The organism is Microbacterium luteum, assembly GCF_015277875.1.
GTDB classification, from domain to species: domain Bacteria; phylum Actinomycetota; class Actinomycetes; order Actinomycetales; family Microbacteriaceae; genus Microbacterium; species Microbacterium luteum.
In genome coordinates this window covers 975113-996737 of record NZ_CP063814.1, presented here as the reverse complement: position 1 = coordinate 996737, position 21625 = coordinate 975113, and the positions used below count along the sequence as shown (strand labels likewise).

At 63.5% G+C, this 21625-nt stretch carries 18 protein-coding genes and 1 pseudogene; 12 read left to right on the top strand and 7 right to left on the bottom strand.

Annotated elements, in window-relative coordinates:
• Positions 1-2: 2 nt before the first annotated feature.
• Entirely contained in the window at positions 3-371 is a 369-nt protein-coding gene (locus IM777_RS04840; protein ID WP_194384823.1) for a DUF2255 family protein, read from the top strand.
• Between the two features lie 43 nt (positions 372-414).
• Here the strand turns inward: IM777_RS04840 and IM777_RS04835 are convergent, their stop codons facing one another.
• A complete protein-coding gene (locus IM777_RS04835) occupies positions 415-759 on the bottom strand; it encodes a carboxymuconolactone decarboxylase family protein (protein ID WP_194384822.1) in 345 nt (114 codons plus the stop codon).
• A gap of 134 nt (positions 760-893) precedes the next feature.
• Between IM777_RS04835 and IM777_RS04830 the strand changes: the two genes are divergently transcribed.
• The gene (locus tag IM777_RS04830; protein WP_194384821.1) at positions 894-1799 is read left to right on the top strand and encodes a helix-turn-helix transcriptional regulator; all 906 of its coding nucleotides are present in this window, start codon (positions 894-896) and stop codon (positions 1797-1799) included.
• 225 nt (positions 1800-2024) lie between these two features.
• Here the strand turns inward: IM777_RS04830 and IM777_RS04825 are convergent, their stop codons facing one another.
• The gene (locus IM777_RS04825) at positions 2025-2915 is read right to left on the bottom strand and encodes a hypothetical protein (RefSeq protein WP_194384820.1); all 891 of its coding nucleotides are present in this window, start codon (positions 2913-2915) and stop codon (positions 2025-2027) included.
• Between the two features lie 56 nt (positions 2916-2971).
• Between IM777_RS04825 and IM777_RS04820 the strand changes: the two genes are divergently transcribed.
• A protein-coding gene (locus IM777_RS04820; protein WP_194384819.1) for an IS3 family transposase occupies positions 2972-4164 on the top strand; the annotation gives its coding sequence in 2 pieces (ribosomal slippage) (positions 2972-3256 and positions 3259-4164; 1191 coding nt in all).
• Between the two features lie 10 nt (positions 4165-4174).
• Here the strand turns inward: IM777_RS04820 and IM777_RS04815 are convergent.
• On the bottom strand, positions 4175-4918 hold the full coding sequence (locus IM777_RS04815; RefSeq protein WP_194384818.1) for a hypothetical protein: 744 nt from the start codon (positions 4916-4918) through the stop codon (positions 4175-4177).
• A gap of 357 nt (positions 4919-5275) precedes the next feature.
• Here IM777_RS04815 and IM777_RS04810 point away from each other — a divergent pair, with 357 nt between their 5' ends.
• On the top strand, positions 5276-5821 hold the full coding sequence (locus IM777_RS04810) for a hypothetical protein (protein ID WP_194384817.1): 546 nt from the start codon (positions 5276-5278) through the stop codon (positions 5819-5821).
• Positions 5822-5961: 140 nt separating this feature from the next.
• Here IM777_RS04810 and IM777_RS04805 read toward each other — a convergent pair whose 3' ends face one another.
• Positions 5962-7368, bottom strand: coding sequence for an IS1380 family transposase (locus tag IM777_RS04805; protein WP_194383877.1), 1407 nt, complete (start codon positions 7366-7368; stop codon positions 5962-5964).
• Positions 7369-7713: 345 nt separating this feature from the next.
• On the opposite strand from IM777_RS04805, the gene IM777_RS04800 reads away from it, so the two are divergent.
• Positions 7714-8903, top strand: a protein-coding gene (locus IM777_RS04800) for an IS3 family transposase (protein WP_194384364.1) whose coding sequence is annotated in 2 segments (ribosomal slippage) — positions 7714-7992 and positions 7995-8903 — 1188 coding nt in all. Because the reading frame shifts where the segments join, the coding sequence is not laid out codon by codon here.
• Positions 8904-9027: 124 nt separating this feature from the next.
• On the opposite strand, the gene IM777_RS04795 is transcribed toward IM777_RS04800, so the two are convergent.
• Positions 9028-9672 (bottom strand): hypothetical protein, encoded by a 645-nt coding sequence (locus IM777_RS04795; RefSeq protein WP_194384816.1) that lies wholly within the window; start codon positions 9670-9672, stop codon positions 9028-9030.
• Between the two features lie 253 nt (positions 9673-9925).
• Positions 9926-10483 (bottom strand): DUF1990 family protein, encoded by a 558-nt coding sequence (locus tag IM777_RS04790; RefSeq protein WP_228480953.1) that lies wholly within the window; start codon positions 10481-10483, stop codon positions 9926-9928.
• Between the two features lie 174 nt (positions 10484-10657).
• On the opposite strand from IM777_RS04790, the gene IM777_RS04785 reads away from it, so the two are divergent.
• The 6 genes from IM777_RS04785 to IM777_RS04760 all read left to right on the top strand — a co-directional run bounded on the left by IM777_RS04785 (position 10658) and on the right by IM777_RS04760 (position 19968).
• Positions 10658-12631, top strand: a complete 1974-nt coding sequence (locus tag IM777_RS04785; RefSeq protein ID WP_194384815.1) for a hypothetical protein — start codon at positions 10658-10660, stop codon at positions 12629-12631.
• 165 nt (positions 12632-12796) lie between these two features.
• Positions 12797-16351, top strand: a complete 3555-nt coding sequence (locus IM777_RS04780) for an SIR2 family protein (protein ID WP_194384814.1) — start codon at positions 12797-12799, stop codon at positions 16349-16351.
• A gap of 18 nt (positions 16352-16369) precedes the next feature.
• Entirely contained in the window at positions 16370-17779 is a 1410-nt protein-coding gene (locus IM777_RS04775; protein ID WP_194384813.1) for a hypothetical protein, read from the top strand.
• A 226-nt stretch (positions 17780-18005) separates the two neighbouring features.
• Positions 18006-18491, top strand: a complete 486-nt coding sequence (locus IM777_RS04770) for a restriction endonuclease (protein WP_194384812.1) — start codon at positions 18006-18008, stop codon at positions 18489-18491.
• A 35-nt stretch (positions 18492-18526) separates the two neighbouring features.
• On the top strand, positions 18527-19387 hold the full coding sequence (locus tag IM777_RS04765; RefSeq protein WP_194384811.1) for a hypothetical protein: 861 nt from the start codon (positions 18527-18529) through the stop codon (positions 19385-19387).
• A 113-nt stretch (positions 19388-19500) separates the two neighbouring features.
• Positions 19501-19968, top strand: a complete 468-nt coding sequence (locus tag IM777_RS04760; RefSeq protein WP_194384810.1) for a hypothetical protein — start codon at positions 19501-19503, stop codon at positions 19966-19968.
• 90 nt (positions 19969-20058) lie between these two features.
• Here the strand turns inward: IM777_RS04760 and IM777_RS04755 are convergent.
• Positions 20059-20495: pseudogene (locus IM777_RS04755) on the bottom strand (VOC family protein).
• Positions 20496-20817: 322 nt separating this feature from the next.
• Between IM777_RS04755 and IM777_RS04750 the strand changes: the two are divergent.
• On the top strand, positions 20818-21621 hold the full coding sequence (locus IM777_RS04750; RefSeq protein ID WP_194384809.1) for a nuclease-related domain-containing protein: 804 nt from the start codon (positions 20818-20820) through the stop codon (positions 21619-21621).
• Positions 21622-21625 lie beyond the last annotated feature (4 nt).

Here is a 21625-nt window from a genome sequence, read left to right as displayed (position 1 = left end):
CGGTGACGGGCGAGCACGACGCCCTCGCGGACGTAGGCCGACGCGGCGAACTCAGCGTGTCGAGCCTGCGCTCCGACGGCACGTACAGTCGGCCGGTGCCGATCTGGTCGGTGCTGGTCGACGGGCGCCTGTTCATCCGCTCCTATATGGGGACGGAAGGGCGGTGGTACCGCGGGGTGCTCGCCCGTCGCGCGGGGCGCGTCACCTCCGGCTCTCGAACGGTGGATGTGACCTTCACCCCCGCCCCGGTCGAGCTCGCCGACCGCATCGACGATGCTTACCGGGCGAAGTACGCCGGCAGCGCCCACCTCACGCCGATGCTGAGTGAGCAGGCACGCGCGGCGGCGTTCGAGGTCACCGCGACGCCGTAAAAGGGGAAGGGTCCGTTGTGATGCAACGGACCCTTCCCCTTTCTCAGGCCTCGTCGCCGGCTGATTCGGCGACCTTCTTGGCCACACCCATCGCCGAGAATCCCTTGGGCCACCCGGTGTAGAACGCCAAGTGCGTGATGGCCTCGACGACCTCTTCCTGGGTCAGGCCGTTCGCGATGCCGAACGGGATGTGGAAGCCGAGCTGGTCGGTGTTTCCCATCGCGGTGAGCGCAGCGATCGTGATGAGGCTGCGGTCGCGTTTGGAGAGCTCCTCGCGCTCCCACACCTCGTCGAAGAGGATCTTGTCGGTGTAGTGGGCCAGGGCCGGGGCGAGATCGCCGAACGCCTGCTGGCCGCCGGTCCAACCGGTGGTTGCGGAATCGGACATCGTGATGCTCCTTCGATCGGTGCGGTTTGCCTTCTCTGCTACCCGATCAGAGGGGAAATCGGCGGGCGAGAGTCTGGTTCTGCGTGTACTGCGGGTACCTGGTTTGCGCGCGGATGGCGACGTAGCGTGAGGGCATGGACTACCGCACCGAGGTTCGCGACTTCCTCACAGCGCGCCGTGGCCGGCTGAAGCCTGAGGACGTCGGACTGCCGCACTTCGGGGGGCGACGCCACGTGAAGGGTCTTCGCCGTGAGGAGGTGGCAATGCTCGCGGGTGTCTCCACCGAGTACTACGCGCGGCTCGAGCGAGGCGATGTCGCGGGCGTCTCGAATCAGGTTCTCGAGTCGCTCGGCGACGCCCTCCAGCTCGATGACACCGAGCGCGACCACCTCGCCAACCTCGCCCGTGCCGCATCGGCCAGTCCGCGGTCACGACGCGCGAAGCCGTCGTCTCCCTCGTTGCGACCCGGAATCCTCGCGGCGGTGAAGTCGATCACGACCGCGCCCGCGTTCGTGCGCAACGGCGCCCTCGACGTGCTCGCCGCGAACGATCTGGGCCGCGCGTACTATGCGCCGGTGTTCGCGAAGGCGCCCGAGAATCCGAACATCGCGATCTTCAATGTCTTCGACCCGGCTGCGCAGACGTTCTACCCGGACTGGATCAAAGCCGTCGACGGAACCGTCGCCGTCCTCCGGCACGAGGCCGGCCGCAACCCATACGACAAGCGGATCACGGAGGTCATCGGCGAGCTCTCCACGCGCAGCGAGGTCTTCCGCGACCGCTGGGCGAACGCGGTGGTCCACCGCCACGATGCCGGCATGAAAGTGGCGGTCCACCCCGTCGTCGGCGACCTTGCGCTGCACATGGTCGGCACCGAGGTCATCACCGAACCGGGGCTGTCCCTGATGATCTACGCCGCGGAGGAGGGCAGCGCCGCTGAGGAGAAGCTGCGCCTCCTCGCGAGCTGGGCCGCCACGCACGCGTCGACGGCGTCTGAACCCGCCAGCGGCACTTCCCGACGCGAACACGGTGAGCGGTGATCCGCATGCATCGGCGCCGTTGTTGGCGAGCGCTGGATGGCTTAGCGAGGGCGCGACGGCGCCCAGCTAGCGAACGGCCATCGAGCATTGCCGGCGGCAGGTCTTGCGAACTATTGCATCGCGCGAGCGGGCGGCGGGCCGACGCGACCGCCGTCAAGCCCGGATGACGACCGACAACCGGACAACCACGTTTCGACGAACGGAGCCGCCGCCTTCACAAAGCAATCAGGTGCTGGAGACGATGTGAGCGATTCCTTCGGCTCCGAGCATCCGACCGAGGAAGACAGCCCCCGGCTCGCTTAGCGTCTCTGCCCCAAGCCAGATGCGTCCCGAGTCATCGGTCCTTGCTCCTTCGATCACAACCACTGAACCGTCGGTCGCAGCGATTCGTTCGAGGCTGACCCGCCCGCTAACGATCCGGTCGATCGAAATAGTCGTCCGGGAACCACCCAGGAAACGCGAGGCCGCGAGCGACAGTTTGCCTCCGAGGATGATCGAGCCTTCGACGGCCAATCGTCCGCGCGATGAGATGCGCATTCTTGTGGCGTCTACGACGCTTCCCCCCTTAAGAGTTATGGCAGTCAGACTCGCGGTCGCTTTGCCTGATACGTCCATGCCCGAGAGGGAGACCGTGGCGCTCGAATCAAGCCTCGCTCTGCGGATGAACAACTCGGCCTTGTCCTCGAGCCGAAGTCCGTCCAAGACAAGCTTTCCACCGAGGACGATGGGACGAGCGACCTTCAGCACAGAATCCCCGCGCAAGATAGATGATCGCGAAACGACCTGTGCCTCCCCTTCGACAGTGATGTCGCTCAGAGAGATACTTGCCGCATCATGAAGGGCGACGCCACCCATGAAGACGATCGCGGCTCCTTTGACGGTTGCTTTGCTTAGCAACACTTGCGATTTCCCATGCATGTCGACGTCGGCAAGCGAGAGCCGACCGCGATCCGAGAGTCGCGCATTCGCGAAGCTAACTTGACTGTCGCCGCCAAACGATGAGTTGTCCATCGTGATTGAGGCACCACCACAGACCGCCGCTTGCTCGAAGACTAGATGAGTGTTGGCGCCAATGAGGATGCCAGCAAGATTCACCGGGAAGTGGGACTGCTGCACGGATAGGTGACATCTGATCTGGCTTGCCCGCAGGGTGGGCCTGGAAGGATGTTGCTGTGCCCAAGCCCTACCCGTCCGAGTTCCGTGACGACGTCGTGCGTGTCGCGAGGAACCGCGAGCCCGGAGTCACGATCGAGCAGATCGCGAAAGACTTCGGGGTCCACCCCATGACGCTGCAGAAGTGGATGCGTCGCGCCGACATCGACGAAGGTGCCAAGCCCGGTCAGTCGCGGACCGAGGCCGCGGAGATCCGTGAGCTGAAGAAGCGGAACCGGCTCCTCGAGCAGGAGAACGAGGTCCTCCGTCGTGCGGCGGCGTATCTGTCGCAGGCGAACCTGCCGGGAAAAGGTTCTACCCGCTCGTGACAGAGCTCGCCGCCGCAGGGATCCCTGTGACGGTGACGTGCCGGGTGCTCAAGCTCTCCCGTCAGCCCTACTACCGGTGGCTGGCGAACCCCATCACCCCGAGTGAGGTGGTGGAGGCGTATCGCGCGAACGCGCTGTTCGACGCGCACCGTGACGACCCGGAGTTCGGGCACAGGCTGCTGGCGGACGAGGCCCGCGACGCGGGTGAGGCGATGTCGGACCGCACCGCGTGGCGGATCGCGTCGAGCAACGGCTGGTGGTCCGCGTTCGGGAAGAAGCGGGGCCGTAACGGCAAGAAGCCGGGACCGCCGGTCCACGACGACCTGTGCGCGGTCGTCGACGAGGACGGCCGAACCCGGCACGTCTTCGCCGCCGATGCCCCGAACCAGCTCTGGCTCGTCGACATCACGGAGCACAAAACCGCTGAAGGCAAGCTCTACTGCTGCGCAATCAAAGACGCGTGCTCCGGCAAGATCGTGGGGTACTCGATCGACTCGAGGATGAAGTCCCGGTTGGCAGTTCAGGCGCTCGAGAACGCTGTCGCGATGCGCGGCGACGTCGCCGGCTGCGTGGTCCACAGCGACAGGGGCAGTCAATTTCGCAGTCGGAAGTTCCTGCGTGCGCTGGCCCGTCATCACCTGGTCGGATCCATGGGCCGGGTCAGGTCGAGCGGGGACAACGCGGCCATGGAAAGCTTCTTCGCGCTGCTGCAGAAGAACGTCCTCGACCGGCGCTCCTGGACCACTCGCGAGCAGCTGCGCATCGCGATCGTCACCTGGATCGAACGGACCTACCACCGCCGACGCCGTCAGGCACGCCTGGGCCGTTTGACGCCCATCGAGTTCGAGACCATCATGAACACGACCGTCGCACTGGCGGCGTGACTAGGAACCGTCACCTATCCGTGCAGCAGTCCCAGTCGATGTATGCGCCAGCGAGGTTGAATCGAAAGCCACGCCACGGAACCACGCCGAGGTCGTTGGCGATCAAGTGCCTCCGAATGAGCTCGTAGCCCGTGCGACGTACGGCCAACTCCTCCGGCGGTGTAGCGGGCAGGCCCGCTCCCAACGGAGCACGAAGATAGCCGCAGAGGACGTCGATACATACTTGCGCCTCATCGCGACGACCGAGGTCTATCCACGCGTTCGCGACCGAGGCGATTGCGTAGAGCCCAGCGGATCGTCGCGTCGCTGACTCGGCGTCACTTAAGAGATCGACCGAAGACACGAATCGTTCGCGAAGCAACCTCTGATCCTCAGTTCTTCGCTGGCGGTCAACTTCCTCCTGACGGTTTCTCTCTTTCGCGCGATCTAGTTCAAGAGCAGCTTCTGCACGCACGGACGCGCGCAGCTCCTCTCGGTGCCGGGCCAAACTGAGCGCAACACCAACCACCGCGATCATGCCGCCCAACCCGAGGAGGACAATTTGTGCGGAGGGACCGAGGTAGACAGCCTTCTCTTGATCCGTAAGCGAAGGGAACCAATAGTCGAGCAACGCCGCCGGTAAGAACGCGAGCGTCGCAGCACCAATCACAACAAATCCGCCCGTGATGAGGCTGATCAGCAAGCCACGTCGACGTGGAAGCACCGGCGGATCGGGAATGCTATTTGTCGCGCCGTCCTCGGCCAAAGAATCCACGAATGCACGCTACCGGCCATCGCGTCGTTGCCGGGTCATCCCTGAGTTCGGTGCGCGAGTGGGTTGTTCGCTGGGTTCGATTGGGGGCAGCGGAGCGCCCGCGGAGGGCCGAGACTCCCGACAGCATCCGGCCGTTGATGTATGACTCTCGACCGAATGGAGTCTCACCGGCGATGCCGCGAAGCACAGCAGCTGATGTGTCCGGTGCTCTGGCGTCCCTTCGTGGTCACGAAGGGGCCCCGAAGACGTACCGGAGAAGGACCGGTGTGCGTTCCGGGCTGGCGCGTGAGCATCACTGTCCTCGGCCACGAATATCCTCGCGCTGTGCATCATCGACGCCGAGAGAACAGCGCTGACGTGACCGCGAAGCGCGATGTACGAATAGTCCGCATCGCATACCGCCCGTTCCATCACCCGGCGCCGAGTTGGGATCCAGACGACAAGGGCCGTGGCTACGCATACACGTGGGAGCTTCCGTCTCCTCCCGCAATCGGCGACCGAGTAGTCCTCGACCACTACAACGGGCAGCCGGCGGTTGTCGTGGGGTTTTGGACGGACTATCGGGGTGATCTCTGCCAGGTGTACCGCCGCGCGACAGAACGTGAACTTCGAATTGCCCAGGAGAAGCTCGCCGCGAACGAGGCGAAGTGGGTGGCGCTGATTCGGAGCGTGGCCGGATTGACTCCCGAGCCACTTCGCCGCGGAGCTACGCCAGGGTTCCCGAGGGTCGCCGACGCGACACCGGGGAGAGTCACCGAGCAGGACGCGTATGAGGCACTGCAGATGTGGCGTCACGCATCCGAGTACGCGGACCGTCATGGATGGCCGGACGTCGAGCGCCGCAGGCTAGAGCAGATCGTTCGCGATTGGCGGGTGGTCAAGGCGGCAAACGGCAACTATTGAGCCTCGATCCACCGATGAGCCGTAGTTGCGCCGGGGCGGCATGATCGGTGCGCGGTGACGTGTCGAGGGCAGGGTTGAGTTCCGGGCGTCGCATCCCGGTCGTCCACGTGGTCCTCGGTCGTGCCGCGTTGCGGCGATGGTCAGGTGGTTACCGTTGGCGGTGGTGCGTGCGTGATCTTGAAGAGTTGTGTGAACGCGTGCTCCCAGGGCCAGGCCTCGGGCAGGTGGAGCGTGATCCGGCGCGCGGAGCGTGCCAGCCGTGCGGGGACGTTGATCAGGGTGCGGCGGATCGTCGCGGTCGTTGCTCTCGCGAGCCGTCCCACCCGGTCGGCGATGACCCCAGCGGTCCGGGTGAGGTTGAACGCGATCACGGCGAGCACCAGCCAGGCGCTGTTCGCGGTGAACACCCCGGAGGGCAGGTGCGCGAGCGGCCCCGCTTTGAGGTCGGCGTGGACTTGCTCGATGATCGCGTGACCGCGGTGCGTCTTGTCCGCGGCCACCGTGTCCATCACGTCCTTCGCTGTGGTGGTGAAGAACGCGTGATGCCGCCAGACGTCGAACAGCGTCGGCTGCTGCACCTGTCGCGGGTTCAGGTCGGGGACCCGGCGCACCACCAACCGTCCTGCGACCTGTTCGGCCTTCTTCCTCGATCGGAACGCAGTGAACGGGACCTCGGCGACTTCGGCTTTGGAGATCAGCTGCCCGGTGGTCTCGTCACGGATCGAGTCGGTGTACTCGATCATCGTCCACGCGTCATCGGGGATGGTCGCGATCGCGGCCTTCACTGCGGGGTCCATCCTGACGGTCACCGACACGTCGGCGCCGGCTGTGATCGCGGTGCCGACGGTCGCGTGTCCGTAGAACGCGGAGTCCGCCCGCAGCAGCGGCCGAGTCCCTGCGGCGACACCGGTGCGGCGCAGGGTCGCCAGAGCATCGCCGACGATCCGTGCGGCCCCCTTCGGGGACCCGGTCTTCCCTTGCCGCAGCCGCTGCCCGAGGATTACCGGCGCCGACGAGGTGGTCGATGCCGTGGCGAGGAGGGCGTTCAGGCCGCGGACGCCGGAGTATCCGAAACCGGCGCCCTGCTTCTGGTATCCGTGGACCTCGATGATCGTGTCGTCAAGATCGACCATCACCCGCTCGCCATCGCCTGCTCGGAGCAGCGGCGCGTTGACAGCGAGATTCGCGAACACCCGGGAGGCGACGGCGTCGAGCTGGCGGACGTGTCCGAACCGGAACTCCCGCAGGAACGACCCGAGCGTCGACGGCGCATACGTCCGGTCGAACAACCGGCCAATTCCGCCATGGCGGAGCAGGTTCATGTCGTCGATCGAGTCCGCCCCGGCGAGCATGCCCGCGACCAGTGCCATCACCTTCGCACCCGCGTTGGCGCCCTTGTCCGCCGGGACGCTCAACCGCTCACGCGCGAGCTCGTCCAGCCCCGCGGAACGCGCCAGACGGAGCATCGGCACCAGCCCCGCGGCCGACACGAGATTCGGATCGTCGAACACCGCGGACACCCCAGCAGGAGCGTGCTTGAATTGCATCTACGAGATGCCTCTCGGATCGGGTGAATAGGGGCCTTAGACAAGCTCTATTCTTCCTGATCAGAGGGGCATTTCTACGTCACGACGCTCGCTCAGCGCCCCCGCCCATCGGTGGATCGAGGTTGAGGCACCTGCTGACACGCACTGAGGGGCCCAATACGCCTGCAAGCGGACAAGCGAGCCCCCACCGCCCCGTCTACATGCAGTTCGGGCTTTCGCGCGCACGGTGAACTACCCGCAAATGGGCGAACTCAAGGCTCGAGATGGCCGGAGACGGGAGGGTCTGCCCCGAGTTTGGTTGACATCTGATCTGTGAGGATTCGTTCTCGCTGGAAGGATGTTCTTGTGGCAAAGCCCTATCCCCGAGAGTTCCGCGATGATGTCGTGGCCGTGGCCCGGAAGGGTCAAGCGCCGTTGGCGCAGATCGCGAAGGACTTCGGTATCTCCGAAGGATCGCTGAGCAACTGGATGAAGCAGGCCGACGTCGAGGACGGCAAGCGTGCCGGCCTGACCGACGACGAGCGCAAGCAGCTGCGTGAGGCGAACAAGCGGATCCGGCTGTTGGAGCAGGAGAACGAGGTGCTGCGGCGGGCTGCGGCGTATCTGTCGCAGGCGAACCTGCCGGGAAAATAGTCTTCCCGCTCGTCCACGAGATGGCTGCGGCCGGCGCTCCCGTGAGGGTGCCGGTCGCGGTGGCGTTGCGGGTCCTCGGCCTGTCCAGGCAGGGGTACTACCAGTGGCTCAAAGCCCCGGTCTCCGACAGGGACTGGGACGATGCGCACGTGATCGACGTGCTCTACGACCTCCATGCGGACGACGACACCCTCGGGTACCGGTTCCTCACCGACGAGCTCGAGTCCGAGCACGGGGTCACCGCGAGCGAGAACCGGGTGCACCGACTCTGCCGGATCGCGGGGATCCACGCATCGCACCACAAGAAGCGCAGCAAGCCCGGCAGCACCGGACCCGCGCCGCACGACGACCTGCTCGCCGTGGTCGACGAGCACGGTGTCATCCGGCACGAGTTCGTCGCCGACGGGCCGAACAGGGTCTGGCTGTGGGACATCTCGGAACACCCGACCAGAGAAGGCAAGCTCTACATCTGCGCGATCAAGGACGTCTGGTCGAACAAGATCGTCGGCTACTCCATCGACACCCGCATGAAGTCATCTCTCGCGCGGGCGGCGATGCGCAACGCGATCGCGCTGCGCTCACCTGGCGGCACGATCTGCCACTCCGACAGAGGCGGCCAGTTCCGCGCGAAACGCACCCAGAACCTGCTCCGCAACAACGGCCTCGTCGGCTCCATGGGCCGGTCTTACGGGGCCGGTGACAACGCGAGCATGGAGAGCTTTTTCAGCCTCCTCCAAAAGAACGTGCTCGACACGAGGCGCTGGGACACCCGCGCCGATCTTCGCCTCGCGATGGTCACCTGGATCGAGACGAAATACAACCGCAGGCGCCGCCAACGCGGCCTCGGCAAACTCACCCCCGTCGAGTTTGAGATGATCTACAAGGACGCAGAAGCGGCCTGATCACCCCAACCCCCGACTGTCAACAAGACTCGGGGCAGACCCGGATTCCCCAGCGTCGAGGTGCGAGTCGTTCAGGGGCCAACACAGCCATGCGCGCTGAGAACAACTCCGAATAGTCGCTGGGCTACTTCATCGCTTCGAAGAAGAAGGTCTTGTCCTCATCTGGAACGAGATCAGGTCGGAGCAAGTTGAACAGGTGGGCGCCGTTGCCTTGGATCTTCAGCAGGCCCGGATTGATATCTGCGACTCCGAGTATGTAACCCGAGTCGGTCGAACTGATGAGGTCAAGACCCACCATCTGGTACGTCTCAAAGAGAACTCCGATAGTCGCGGAAGGCAGTGAGCCTGCCTCACGAAAATCGCTACTCCGAACCGTACTGCGGTCAAGCGTGCCCAAGATCCCAATGATCACCAGCTGCCGATAAGTAAGTAGCTTCGCGAGGCTCAAGATGTGATTAAGGTGGCTGGCGTCAACCCCGTCGGCGAAGGCTGCGTTGGCGTAGAAACGCCCCAGCAACTCGACCTTGCGCTCTTCGTACGCGTCGCGAGCAGCAAGGAAAGTCCCTTCGAGTAACTCCTCTGCCTCGGATCTCAGGTCCTGCTGCGCTTTCCGTTCGCGGCGCTTGAAGAAGCTCGGCTCGCGTAAGGGCTCGCCGCCACTCAAACGCTGAGCGATCAGGTCATACGCAATGAGCAGACACGAGCCAACTCGTTCTTGCTCAGACTGAGTCGTCAGCCGGGCAGCGACCTTGCCGACCGCAGCCTTCACGCCGTCTTGCAACAAGGCACCGGTCGCTCCACCGACTACCGCGCCGGGCGGACCACCTACTAGGAAGCCCAGGAGTCCTCCAGCAGCGACGCCCGTCGCGCCTGCGCCCGATGCAACCAAGCGCGTAACCGAGGAGGAGACCCCGCTCTCAGGAGACCCAGCGTCATTCATCGGTGCCTTTCACGGTTTGAGACCTTATCGCGTACCTGGGAGGGTTCCTCGAAATGTGCGGAGTCGGACGTCCTCGAGCGTCTCAGATGCACGGCGGCGACCTCCACCGAACTTCGCACGTTGCGCCACCGCTTACTGCGCGGCTCTGAGGAGGGCGTGCAGGTATCGGCGGCGGGCGAACACTTGCGCCGCGAGCAGGAGCGGGTAGACAACTCGCCACCGCCAGGTCTCGCTCGCGGGTGAGAGAACGGATAGTGAGCGTTACCTTGTCACCAGCGCGTTCGATGATGAACGCCTCTTCTCCGGAGACGGGGTGCAGCGGGAGTGTCCGATAGGCGAAACCGACTCGAGTGTCGGTGTCAACGACGTCGACCACCTCTACTGGCTCTCGGATCGACAGTCCGAAGGGATGTGCGTTGATGACGGGACGATCACCTGGTGAGACCCGCTGATCAGGGGTGACGGTGAAGCCGCTGCGGGTCTTGACGCCCCACCGGAGTACCTCAAACGTGGCCCAGTCCCAGAATTGCTCTCCGCCGCCGATGTCGGTCGACCGTTCCCACGCCCGGTACCCAGCGGGCCGCTCTCGCCACTTGGCTTCGCTGACCTGCGTGAGGGAACCAGATCCGATGTCGACCACACCCGATGCTCTCACCGATGTCTCTCCTGTCGCCGGCGAAGGTGCGGGTTGCGGGCGCGTCGTCGACGGCGTTTCGGGACGCGTTCGCACTGAGGCAGACGGACACGACAGATCTCGCGCCCAACTCTGCCCGCACGCCGACCCCCTGTGAGACCCGGCCGATAACCTCGGCTCATGGAAGAACCTGCGCCACGCGATCGGATCAAGTTCTACGGTCCGGGCGATCTCGCGAACTATTTGATCGCCGAGGAGGCCGTGGCCTTGCTCAGGGCGCAGCCGGAGGCTGGCAGGATCGCTTCCCTCAACGAGGCTCTCGAGATCCACAACGCCCTTGAGTTCGAGAGGCACGACATCCTCCCGAGTGCTCTCACCCCGGAGGAACGTGCGACACTCGGGTTGCGGGCGACGTCTCTCCGTGGACAGCTTGCTGGCTTCTTCGCGACGATCGACGACACGAACGTCGCCGAGCGATTGGCGGTTTTCGACCGCGAGTACGTACACGATCTGCTCCACTTGATCAACAGATTCAAGATTGTTAGCAACGTGGGCGGGCAACGGCTATTCGATGCGCTCGTTAGCGCAGGCGTACCGCTATGGGCGATGCTCGCGGACAAGTCGTTCGTGAAGGGGCACGACGGGCGACTCCGAACGATGCTGCTCTCCGATGCCCGGTACGGCGAGCTTCTGGTGAACGCTCGCTTGCTGCGGAGCGGGTCAAGCGCGAGCTTCTTGCCGGAGAGTCTGAGCGCTGACGATTCGCAGCAGATCCTCAAGGATTACATCGATAGCGAATCGCCACATCTCAACTACATCGAAGCCATCGCGAATGCGCACGACAACGCTGGCATCGGACTCACGCCGAAGGTGAGGCTCGCGGCACAGCGTCGCCTGATCGAGCTCACCCAAGTGCTCTTCGCTGACAGATCGAACGTGGTCAGCGGCGTCAGCTACGCGGTTGGGATTGACCCGGATCAAGAGGAGCCGCTGCGGGATCGGGTTGAACGCACCGGTGCCAGGCGGCTTCATCAGCGCACATTCGGCGGTCGGTACCTGAAGTCATCGATGGGGCGGGACCAGATTCTGGCGAACTTCACAACGATCATCGGATACATGGACGAGCGAGGACTCCTGGCGTTGCCCTCGTTCCGTAGCGAGATCGGCGTGTTGGAAGGACTTCGGGTAACGGGAGCGGACACGTACCCGCGAGGGGCAGCGTACCGACACCGCGATAGCCTGACGATCCTCTCCACCGAGGCCTACTACGACTTCCTGCTGCAGGAGGGGACCAAGGTCGAGGATGTCATCGCCTGGTACTTTCGCGACTACATCGCCGAGGTTTTCGGGATCGCGGGCTTTGATTTCGCGCCCTCGACTGCGAGCGGAACCTTCCTCGAACGATGCCGGCACCTCTGCGCAGAGATGGAGAGCATCGCCAAGCAGTTCGCCCTCTACTGCGAGGACGGCGAGATCGACCGGGAGCTGCTCGAGATGACATCCGCGCCGCGCCCCTGGGAGAAGATCCCGAGTCTCGTCAAGCGAAAGTACTTGCTCAAGGGCGAGAACGAAGACTGCGACACCGCCCTGCGGCTACTCTTCAGCGATCAGGCAAGAATCAACTTCATCAATAGCGACCTCCGCGCGCCAAGCTTCGTGCAGCTGGTCCTGGATAACCACGTCAACTACGAAAGCCTGCACCACTATCAAACGGGGCCCGTCGACTGGCTTGCTTCAGTTGGCCTTGTATCGGTCGAAGATGGCACCGTCGGCTTCAGATCCTTGCCGAAGATCCGTGTCCTGAGGGACATCAACACGTATGAGGCGGCCCCCTTCGGGCACTACCAGCGAGAAGTGGCAGCCGCTGAAGATCTGGCTGGACAGGGGTGGCTCGATTTCGGTTCGACGCTGCTCAGTCCAGCCGAGGCGAGCTACTTCAACTTCGTCCTCAACAAGAGCGAGTTCACCGACGGACATGACCTGCGTAACAGATACCTTCACGGCACGAATCCCAACGCTCGCGACGAGAAAGCTCACCGGGAGGCGTACATGCAATTGCTCCGGCTGACGCTCGCGCTCCTGCTGAAGATCCAAGACGACTTCGCACTGCACTCAGGCGCTGCGGGCGATGCAAGTCGAGCGCGAGCAGCATGAGGTCGGTGTCATGGGTTGCCGTGGTATTCCGAGAGTGCGGGGTGGCACGTAGCGAGTCGAAGCTCCAGAGCTCCTGGAGTCGCCTCTTGGGTCCGGGGGCAGACAGGACGTGCGGCGACCAGAACGCGTTGGAACTCTTTCGACTAGTGAGGGCTTGATTGCCTGATGTGGATTACCGGTGACGTTGAACTGCCCGATGAGGTGCTCGCCGCACAGGCCGAGGGGCGCCTGGTGTTGTTCGTTGGCGCAGGAGCAAGCGTCGCCCCGCCTTCGGATCTTCCGCTGTTCGGGGCACTGGCTCAGAAGCTCGCCGACCTCGCTCGCGTCCACTACGACGACGCCATCGCGATTGACTACTTCCTCGGATCGATGCCGGATGACTTCGACACTCACGGTCATACTCGAGACATCATCACGACGGGCGAATCCCTACCGAACTCTACGCACAGAGCTCTGATTCGGCTGGCTTCCGCGACAGGTTCCTTTAGGGTCGTCACGACCAACTTCGACGACCATCTCGCCTCGGCGGCCGCTGGAGAGGGTATCGCGATAGCGGATAAGTGGATCGGACCCGCGCTCCCTCTCGGGGATGACTTCGAAGGGCTTGTTCACCTCCACGGCTCCGTGACTAGACATCCACGCGAGCTCGTTCTCACTGACCAGGATTTCGGCCGCGCTTACCTGACCGCTGCGTGGGCGACGCGGTTTCTGTTGCCTATGTTCCAACGGTTCACGGTCGTCTTTATTGGTTACAGCCATGACGACCCGATCATGCGCTATCTCGCTCTTGGCCTGCCCTCTGGTACGCCCCGTTTCGTCCTGACCAGCGCCGACAGCGCGCATGACGTCAAATGGAAACGACTCGGCGTCCGGCCCGTTGCCTATCCAGTCACGGGGCATGACCATGGTGCGCTGGTCCAAGCTCTCGAGGCGTGGGATGTCCGCGCCCGGATGGGACAGATCGAACATGGTGCCCGTGTGCAGGAGATCGTTTCCGCGGGTACCGCTCTCACTCCAGTTGATCGCGACTACTTGGTCGAACGGCTGAGTCGCCGCGAGGGTGCCGTCGACTTTGCGAAGGCGACCGAATCGGTGTCAACCGAGCTGAAGCTCGAATGGCTTCGCTGGCTAGAGAGTTTCGCGGGGTTCAAGCAGCTCTTCGAATCCGGTGAAGTGGGCGACGCCTCTGCTGTCCTCGCGAACTGGTTCAGCCGTTCGTTTCTCGCTGAGCCCGGACTGCACGGTGCTGCGCTCCAGACCGTGCAACGCCTCGGTCAGACGTTCGCGGAACCGTTGTTCACCACAGCGAGTTTCGCCGTTGAGGAGCTGGCGCGAGCAGACCCAACGGCAGGACATCGATGGCGTACCATTCTTGCGACTTCGGTGCACGGGTTTACTGCGCCCGCACGCTCGGACCTTCTGCTTCCATTCGCTCCCGGCGCCGACCCGCAGAGTGTGTCCGCGCTAAGGTTCGCCGTCCGCCCGTTCCTCGTCCTGAAGCGACGATGGTTCGTAGAGGAGCCCGAGGCGCCAACGGCGGTGCCTGACGCCGACGTCAAGTGGAACGGTGAGGAGTATTCGCTGACCCCTCATTTGTCGGCCGCGGTCCAAGCGGCACAGCCTGGCGACCGCTCGCTTGGTCTTGCTCTTGAGGAGGCATTGACCGCAGCGTATGACCTACTCGACACCTATCGTGGGGAATCCGGTTGGGACGCACTGTCCTTCGGTCGTTCAGCAATCGAACCGCATCACCAGGATGAGATCCGCGAACCCATCGACGCAATCATCGACGCGCTACGCGACTTCGGCGTTCGAGCGCGCGGAACGGAGTGGGATCTGCCCGCGGGGTGGTGGGCAACTGAGCGGCCACTCTTTCGGCGAATTGCATTGCATCTGACGGCGACCGATCCGAATCTCGACGCGAACACGAAGCTTGAATGGTTGCTGGGCCGAACCGATCTGTATGAGGACGGCTTGAAACATGAAACCTATGCGGTCCTCGCGGCGAGTGTTGACGGTGCGTCCAGCGAGATCCGACAGCGGGTGCTTCAGGCCGTGCTTCTAGGGCCGGACCTTCCGGCGGAGGCTCCTGATCGCGATCGCCACATCGAATACGGCAAGTACAACTTGCTTGTGTGGCTGGTGACTCACGCGCCGGCGTGGATGGAGGCAACGACGGCCCTTGCGGCCCTGGAGCAAGCCAATAAGGATTTCGCTCCACGAGAGCACCCCGACTTCGACACGTGGATGTCATCCGGTACTTGGGGTGGTCAATTGCCTATGGAGCCGTCGGAGTTCGCGGCGGCGATCCGAGCCGATGCCCCGACGGCGCTCGCAGATCTGCTCTCGAGAGACTTCTCCGAGCATGCGTTCGACGAGCCGGGCTGGGATGACGTTCTCTCCTTGCTCGCGCAGGCCGTTGAGCACGACGCGTCGATGGGTGAAGGACTGTGGAACGAAGTGCTCGCGCAGGCCACGGACCAGCCGCGAAAGGCGGAGATGCTTCGAGCCATCGTCGCCGGATGGACGAAGGCTGACCTGGGATCCTCAGCGCCCATTGCCGTCGAGAGAGCAAGCACGCTTGTCTCGGACGCTCAGGCTGCGCATCAGATAGGGCGGTTTCTGCTTGAGCAGATACGGATGCGTGTTGACGATGAAGAAGATGACTCGCTGAAGGGCATGCGCGTCATGGCGAGGGCACTCTGGCTGGCGCACGGTAGCGAGTTCAGTCACGACGAGGGCACTGACGTGATGTCGATGGCACCCCTGTACCTCAACTCGTGGCCCGGCAGCCTTGCCCTCTACTGGCTGACCGAAATCGATCGGCGCTGGCGGCAGAATCGAGACGATTGGTCGGGGCTCAACGAGGAGGAGCGAGAGTCGGTGATTCAACTGCTCGATGGCCCACGCCATGCCCTTGACGCAACACGTCCCGCGCTCGCGAGCCAGTTGTTCTTCCTCTTTGCGGCAGACGCAGACTTCTCCTCCGCTCACCTTCTCCCACTGTTCAACGATGACGACAGCGCCAGGCTCGTATGGAACGCGTTCCTGCACCACCCGCGATACAACGACAGGTTGCTCGCCGCGGGTCTCCTGGACGCAATGGTGACGGAGTGGGATCGACTCGGGAGCATCACTGACGAGATGATCCGGCAGCAGTTCTTTGGCGTCGTCGCGTCGGTCGTGTCGTTTGCAGGCATCACTGACCAGGAGCGTCAGCGTCTCCTTGACCGAAGCGTGCTTTCGGAGAACGGTGCGTACGCGGAGCGCTTCGCCCAGGCGACCACTCGATTCCTCGGCGCCGATCGGGTCGACGGCGCGGCGGTTTGGGATCAATGGTTGCGCGACCACGTCCAAGAACGGCTCAGCGGCGTCCCGCGCATCGCAACGGCAGAAGAGCTCTCTTGCTGGGCCGACGCAGTCCCGCATCTCGATACCGCCGTCCCCGACGGCATTGCTCTTTTTGACGGGCATGCCCCCGGCTTTGGTGAGCATCCCATGACTGCCGACTTTCCCGCAGGAGTGCTCGCCGCCCACGGGGCCGAGCTGATCGAGTTTTTCGCAGCGCGCGCGAGTAACACGACCCCACGCGGACGCGCGTTCTCCTACCGAGTTCGTCGACTCGTAGATGCGCTTCGATCGGAACTCGGTGATGAGGTCGTCGACCCCCTCGTCGGCGCCCTGCGCGCGAAGGGTGTCGTGGACGAACCGGATGTCTAAGACACGTTGAGGAACCACATGAGCGGTACAAAGCCAGCGACCCGGCACCCAGGCTCCTCCGCCATCATCATGCCGAGGATTCTCAGCTCGGGTGAGGCGTTCGACGTCCACCTAAAGGGTTTGACCGAATTCGCATCGCACGACGTCGAGGTTCATCTCGGGATAACTTCGCCGGCGGGGCATCTGTCATTCCAGCCGCTGCAAGTCCGACTCGACAGTTGCGGGAATGGTAACGCGAAGGTGCCGCACGGCGTGGATCTCGAGAGGCTCTGGGGCGTCTACGTCGACCACGTCAGCAATGGCGCACGCACGCTCGTCCCCGAGAACAATCCTGCCTCGCTAGTCAACTGGACCGGCCCCGCGGTAAGCGACGAGGAGACCCAGATGATTCACGATGACCTCAGTGCTCAACACAAGAATCTGTTCGGATCGCCAGTCGGCGATCCGACAAATCCGTCAAACCACCTACATCGTGTGGTGACGCTCCTGGCAGGGGTCCTCACGACGCAGCACACGATCTATCCGGGTCTCATCACGGTCCCTCTCGACGCGCGCCCAGTTGATCGAGAGCACGTCGAACTCCTCAATCATTTCCTCGAGTCGCTCAAACTGCCGGTCGCAGTCGACATTGGAAAGTGGGCATCCTCGAAGGCAAGTCGCTATCCAACCACCGCGGTGCTGATTCCCCAGATTTGGGCTCCCGACTTCGAGAACGCGCACCAGCTCGCAACCGAGATGATCGAGAGGCTCCAGTTAGTGCTCTCACTCAATCGACTGGCGAAAGCGAACCCGGTGGCGCTCATCCTCGAACAGCGTCAGCCGAACAATTCAAGCCGGTCACGCGTCTATCCGCTCGATACCCACTACGGCGGCAACTTGATCGGAGGCGCCGTCGCAGGTGAATCGCCAGATCATCTCGCTTCAGAGTTCGTCGGGCTGGGCAACGATCCGCTTGCCCGTCTCGGGGCGAGCTTGTTCGCCGAGGCGCTCGCCGAGAGGAATGAGGACTTCAAGTTCTTCAAGCACTGGTCGGTACTAGAGACACTGGCCGAACGCTTGGGCGACGGCGGGACGGTGTCCCTGATGTCTGGCGCGCCGTGGCCCGAAAAGGTAGGGCCGCAGGATCCCGGCCCCCGGGTGTATTCGATGGCAGCCAAGGTCCTTGCAGCGCGCAACATCCCGGAATCGGGATTCGGTGGCCCCAGTTCCGATCTGTATGAGCTAATCCAAGTGCTGAAGGCGCGACGGAACGCGACCGCGCACTACGGAGGCTTCGATGCTGGGAGTTCCACGCAGCAACGCAGGGCTTGGTATCCAGACGCGATGAAGTCACTGCGCGCCGAGCCAGAGTGGCTCAGGGCGGCAAGGGACCTCAACGTTGCCGTGCTGCATTTTGCCCTCCACCCGACCATGGTCGCGAACCAATGACTGCCCGTATCGGTCCCACCCCCGGTGCGCGCAGCCCGTGTGGGATCGAATGGGAGCCAAGGGCCAAGCGCCACAGCGCCCTGGCTCGAGGTGGGTAGCGGCTGCGCCCCTCAGCCCCCAAGGATCGGTGGGCGCACTCGAAGAATTTCATGCGTATCTGCCAGGCTGATCGCGCGACGTCGGCTCGACGAGTCGTAGATGTGATCGCGAGGGATGAGGAGAGTTAGTGCTCGTACTTGGTGTCACCGCGGACGATAAGGGCGCTCAACTCGAGTCGCTGGTGAAGTCGGTCTTGTCAGCGCAGGGGCACGTCCGTGTCCGCACCAACTTCGTCGTGGCGGGCGGAAACGAGCTCGACATTGTCGCGGAGCGGGAATCGGAGTTGCTGACGCAGACGCAGGTGACACCAATCGTAGGAGAAGCAAAGGCGTATGGCTCACCGCTGACCATGCCGAAGTGGCACGCCCTCCTTGGCAAGCTGCTCATCGAACGAGCAAGCCGTCACACAACCGTCGGTGTTCTCATCGCACTAAACGGTGTCAACGGACACGTCGCGGGAAGCTATGCGGCCCTGAAGCAGCACGATGCCGCGGTCTCAATCATCGACGGCGGCGACCTGCTCATGCGGGCACACGCGTCCGGTGAGGTGGCAGACGAAGACGTTGCGCGCAGCGCAATCACGGCGCAGTTCCATCGCGAGGTCCGGGGCTAGAAGTCGCGTACTACGGTTCGGCCTACTGGTGGGTGGTGCGGTGGCGTGACGACGAGTACTCGATCGTCGATGGCCAGGGCAAAATGTTGTCCGCCGAGCAGGTTGAAGATCTTCGCGCGGCTTGCGAGGCGACGCTAAGCGGCACGCTCCTCGCAGTAGCGGAAACTGAGGCGCGCGCGGAGGCTCGCCACAACGCGCGCGCCTCAGTGATCAGAGAGCTATTGGAAGGGAATGGTGTCCAACTACTCAACGACGCTGACGAAGTCATCGCGTCGGTGGCCACCGAAGCACTCTGCGAAGAGGTGGATGGTGAAATCCGGTTAATCCCCGCAGACCGCATTGACATGAGCGCGGCGGCAAGGCTCTTCCGATCCCTCTTCGAGAACACCCTCAAAGTCGAGCACCTGGGGTTCATGACCGGTCGCCACCACGACGCGTATGTGCTGAAACTCATTGACGGGCTGACGGAGAACCAGGCCTATCCCCTCGACACCGCTACCCTCCAGGAGCTCAAAGCGCTGACTCCGCACTTCCCCTCGGTATGGCTCGTGATTGCGAACAACATCCCGATGTATGTGGCGGAGGACCCAGGCACCCTGGAACTTCGACGAGTAGCACTCTGGGAAGCAGTGATCAGCGCGGTTCGAAGCGACTTCGCGAACCCATTCCTACGCGGCTATCTGTATGACGTCATGGGGGTTACGGAAATCGAAACCGCTACGGAGGTCCTCATCAAGGCAAAGTCAGCCCCGATTGCCGGTGCTCGCCTCGTCGCGCGCGACAGGATCGGCAAGGCCGATGACGAACTAGCCAGCGAAGTGGGAACGCGTCATCCGCTGTTTCGGGTTCTACCGGACGCAGATCAACCTTGGGAGCATGAGCACCCGGACAGTTAGGGCCATGTCCGCGCCAGACTCAGTGCCCGCGACGTACCGTATTCGCGCAATGCACGTTTGAGGATCGAGCCTGACTGGTGGCCGCCAAGATCGTCGGATCGTAGACTGCGCCCATGAGGACGCGTCTCCTGGCACCAGCGGTACTCGCCATCGTTTTGCTCACTGGATGTGCGAGCGGGTCAAATGGAACCGGATCGAACGGAACCGGTTCGAGCGACGCGCCAGCTGAAGCCGAGGCGCCTCCAGCGGAGCCGCTTGACCTGACCGGTGAGTGGAAGCAGATCAACTCAAACGATCCGGAGAGCTATCAGCAGGCCACAATCTCCGGCGACACGATTTCCGTCGACTGGGTCAATGACGCGGAGTCGACGACAGCGATCTACTGGATCGGCTCGTACGAGGCGCCGACGGAGGACGTCGATTCATTCTCCTGGACGAGCGCTGGCGACATCGCCGCGATGGAGAACGCGATCCTCGCCTCTCAGAGCGATACCAAGGACTTCGCCTACGAGGACGGCAAGCTCACATACGAGCTGACCGCAATGGGGGTCACGATCACCGTCGAGATGGAGAAGCAGTAGTCGCTGCTTGCCCTGCGCTCAGAGCGGAGTGTGCCCGAAGCGGTTCCCCCACCGCGCAGCGACCGTATGGGGATCCGCGAAATGCCGGAGTCAGCTCTTCCTGAGGTCTTCTGCGAGCATCACGAGGATGCCGCTCGGGCCGCGCAGGTACGTGAGCTTGTAGAGATCCCGGTATGTCGCGACGGCACGCAAGGGGTAGCAGCCGTGCCGAGCGGCGGCCGAGAGAGCCGCCTCGATGTCATCGACCGAGAACGAAACGCGATGCATCCCGATCTCGTTGGGTTGCGTAGGTTCGGTGTCGATTGCCGACGGGTGGATGTATTCGAAGAGTTCAAGCTGTCCGTCGCCCTCGGGTGTCTGCAGCAGCGCGATCTTCACATGATTGCCATCGAGTCCGACCGCTGCGTCCGCCCGCTCCCCGCTCACCTCGTCTCGACCCATGAGCGTCAGACCGAGATCTGTGAAGAACGCGATCGCCCCTCGAGATCCCGGACAGCGATTCCCACGTTCACCATCGAGATGCTCATGCGTCGCATTCTAAAGAGCACCCAGCGAACGTCGTGCGTCCTGGGCGGCGACCCGCTCCCTTGCGCGCATTGCCCGTTTACGGATTCCTATGCGAGCAGTACCCGTTGAGGCATGTGGCGTGATGGCGTGCCGCATCACATGATTCGGTGTCTCTTCGCACCCGTAGGCTGACCCCATGATCGACTACGGGGCAGCAGAGGACGACGGCTTCGTCACTGGACTCGGAACACTGTGGTCAGTACTTACCTTGACCAATTGGGTGGCGCTCCTCATCGTCGGCTCGCTCTGGCTCCCGCTCTCACCGACTTGGCGTGGGCGACGGTGACCGCGCCGAGTTCGACTGACCGGTTTGGCACGGTCCCCGCCGCCGCTGTCATTGCCGCGTGCCTTCAAGCGCAGGCGGATGTTCCCGCACGGTCGGGGTTCGCGCGAGCGTTCGGCCGGACGCCGCTGTCCGCGGACTCGCGGCCCTGGTATCTCGGAGCTCTTGGTGAGCTGCGCGTCGCTGCGCTGTTGGCGAGGCTTGGCCCAGAGTGGACGGTGCTGCACTCCGTCCCCATTGGCGAACGTGGCAGCGACATCGACCATGTCGTGGTCGGCCCGGCCGGCGTCTTCACGATCAACACGAAGTTCCACGAGGACGCGCGCGTGTGGGTCGGCAGTAGACGGCTGATGGTGAATGGTCAAAAGACCGACTATCTGCGCAACTCTCGATACGAGACGCAACGGGTCTCGAGACTGATGAGCATGGCGATCGCAGAATCGGTCGACGTGCACGCCGTGATCGTTCTGGTCGGCGCCCGCAGCATCACGATTCGTGAGCAACCCACCGACGTGGCAGTGCTCCGTGATAACGAGCTCGTGCGCTGGCTGAACCGCCGTCCCGTCACGCTCAACGACGATGATCGCAACCGGGTCGCCAGCACTCTTTCGCGTCGAGAAACCTGGTCCGGCGCCCCCGTGCCTGCACCAGAAATCGACGAGCCAGCATTTGCTCACCTTCGCCGCGAAGTCATCGCCGCGCGACGGGTTCGCCTGGCCTGGGCTACGGCGACGCTGGCCGGCTTCATCACGGTCGTCGGCACATTCACTATCGACGCCTACGCGATCCTTTTTGGAGGGTGACCGC

Coding starts and splice junctions, on each gene's coding strand:
- IM777_RS04785 (WP_194384815.1), top strand. CDS start 10,658: ATGGAAGAACCTGCGCCACGCGATCGGATCAAGTTCTACGGTCCGGGC.
- IM777_RS04775 (WP_194384813.1), top strand. CDS start 16,370: ATGAGCGGTACAAAGCCAGCGACCCGGCACCCAGGCTCCTCCGCCATC.
- IM777_RS04835 (WP_194384822.1), bottom strand. CDS start 759: ATGTCCGATTCCGCAACCACCGGTTGGACCGGCGGCCAGCAGGCGTTC.
- IM777_RS04830 (WP_194384821.1), top strand. CDS start 894: ATGGACTACCGCACCGAGGTTCGCGACTTCCTCACAGCGCGCCGTGGC.
- IM777_RS04780 (WP_194384814.1), top strand. CDS start 12,797: ATGTGGATTACCGGTGACGTTGAACTGCCCGATGAGGTGCTCGCCGCA.
- IM777_RS04760 (WP_194384810.1), top strand. CDS start 19,501: ATGAGGACGCGTCTCCTGGCACCAGCGGTACTCGCCATCGTTTTGCTC.
- IM777_RS04805 (WP_194383877.1), bottom strand. CDS start 7,368: ATGCAATTCAAGCACGCTCCTGCTGGGGTGTCCGCGGTGTTCGACGAT.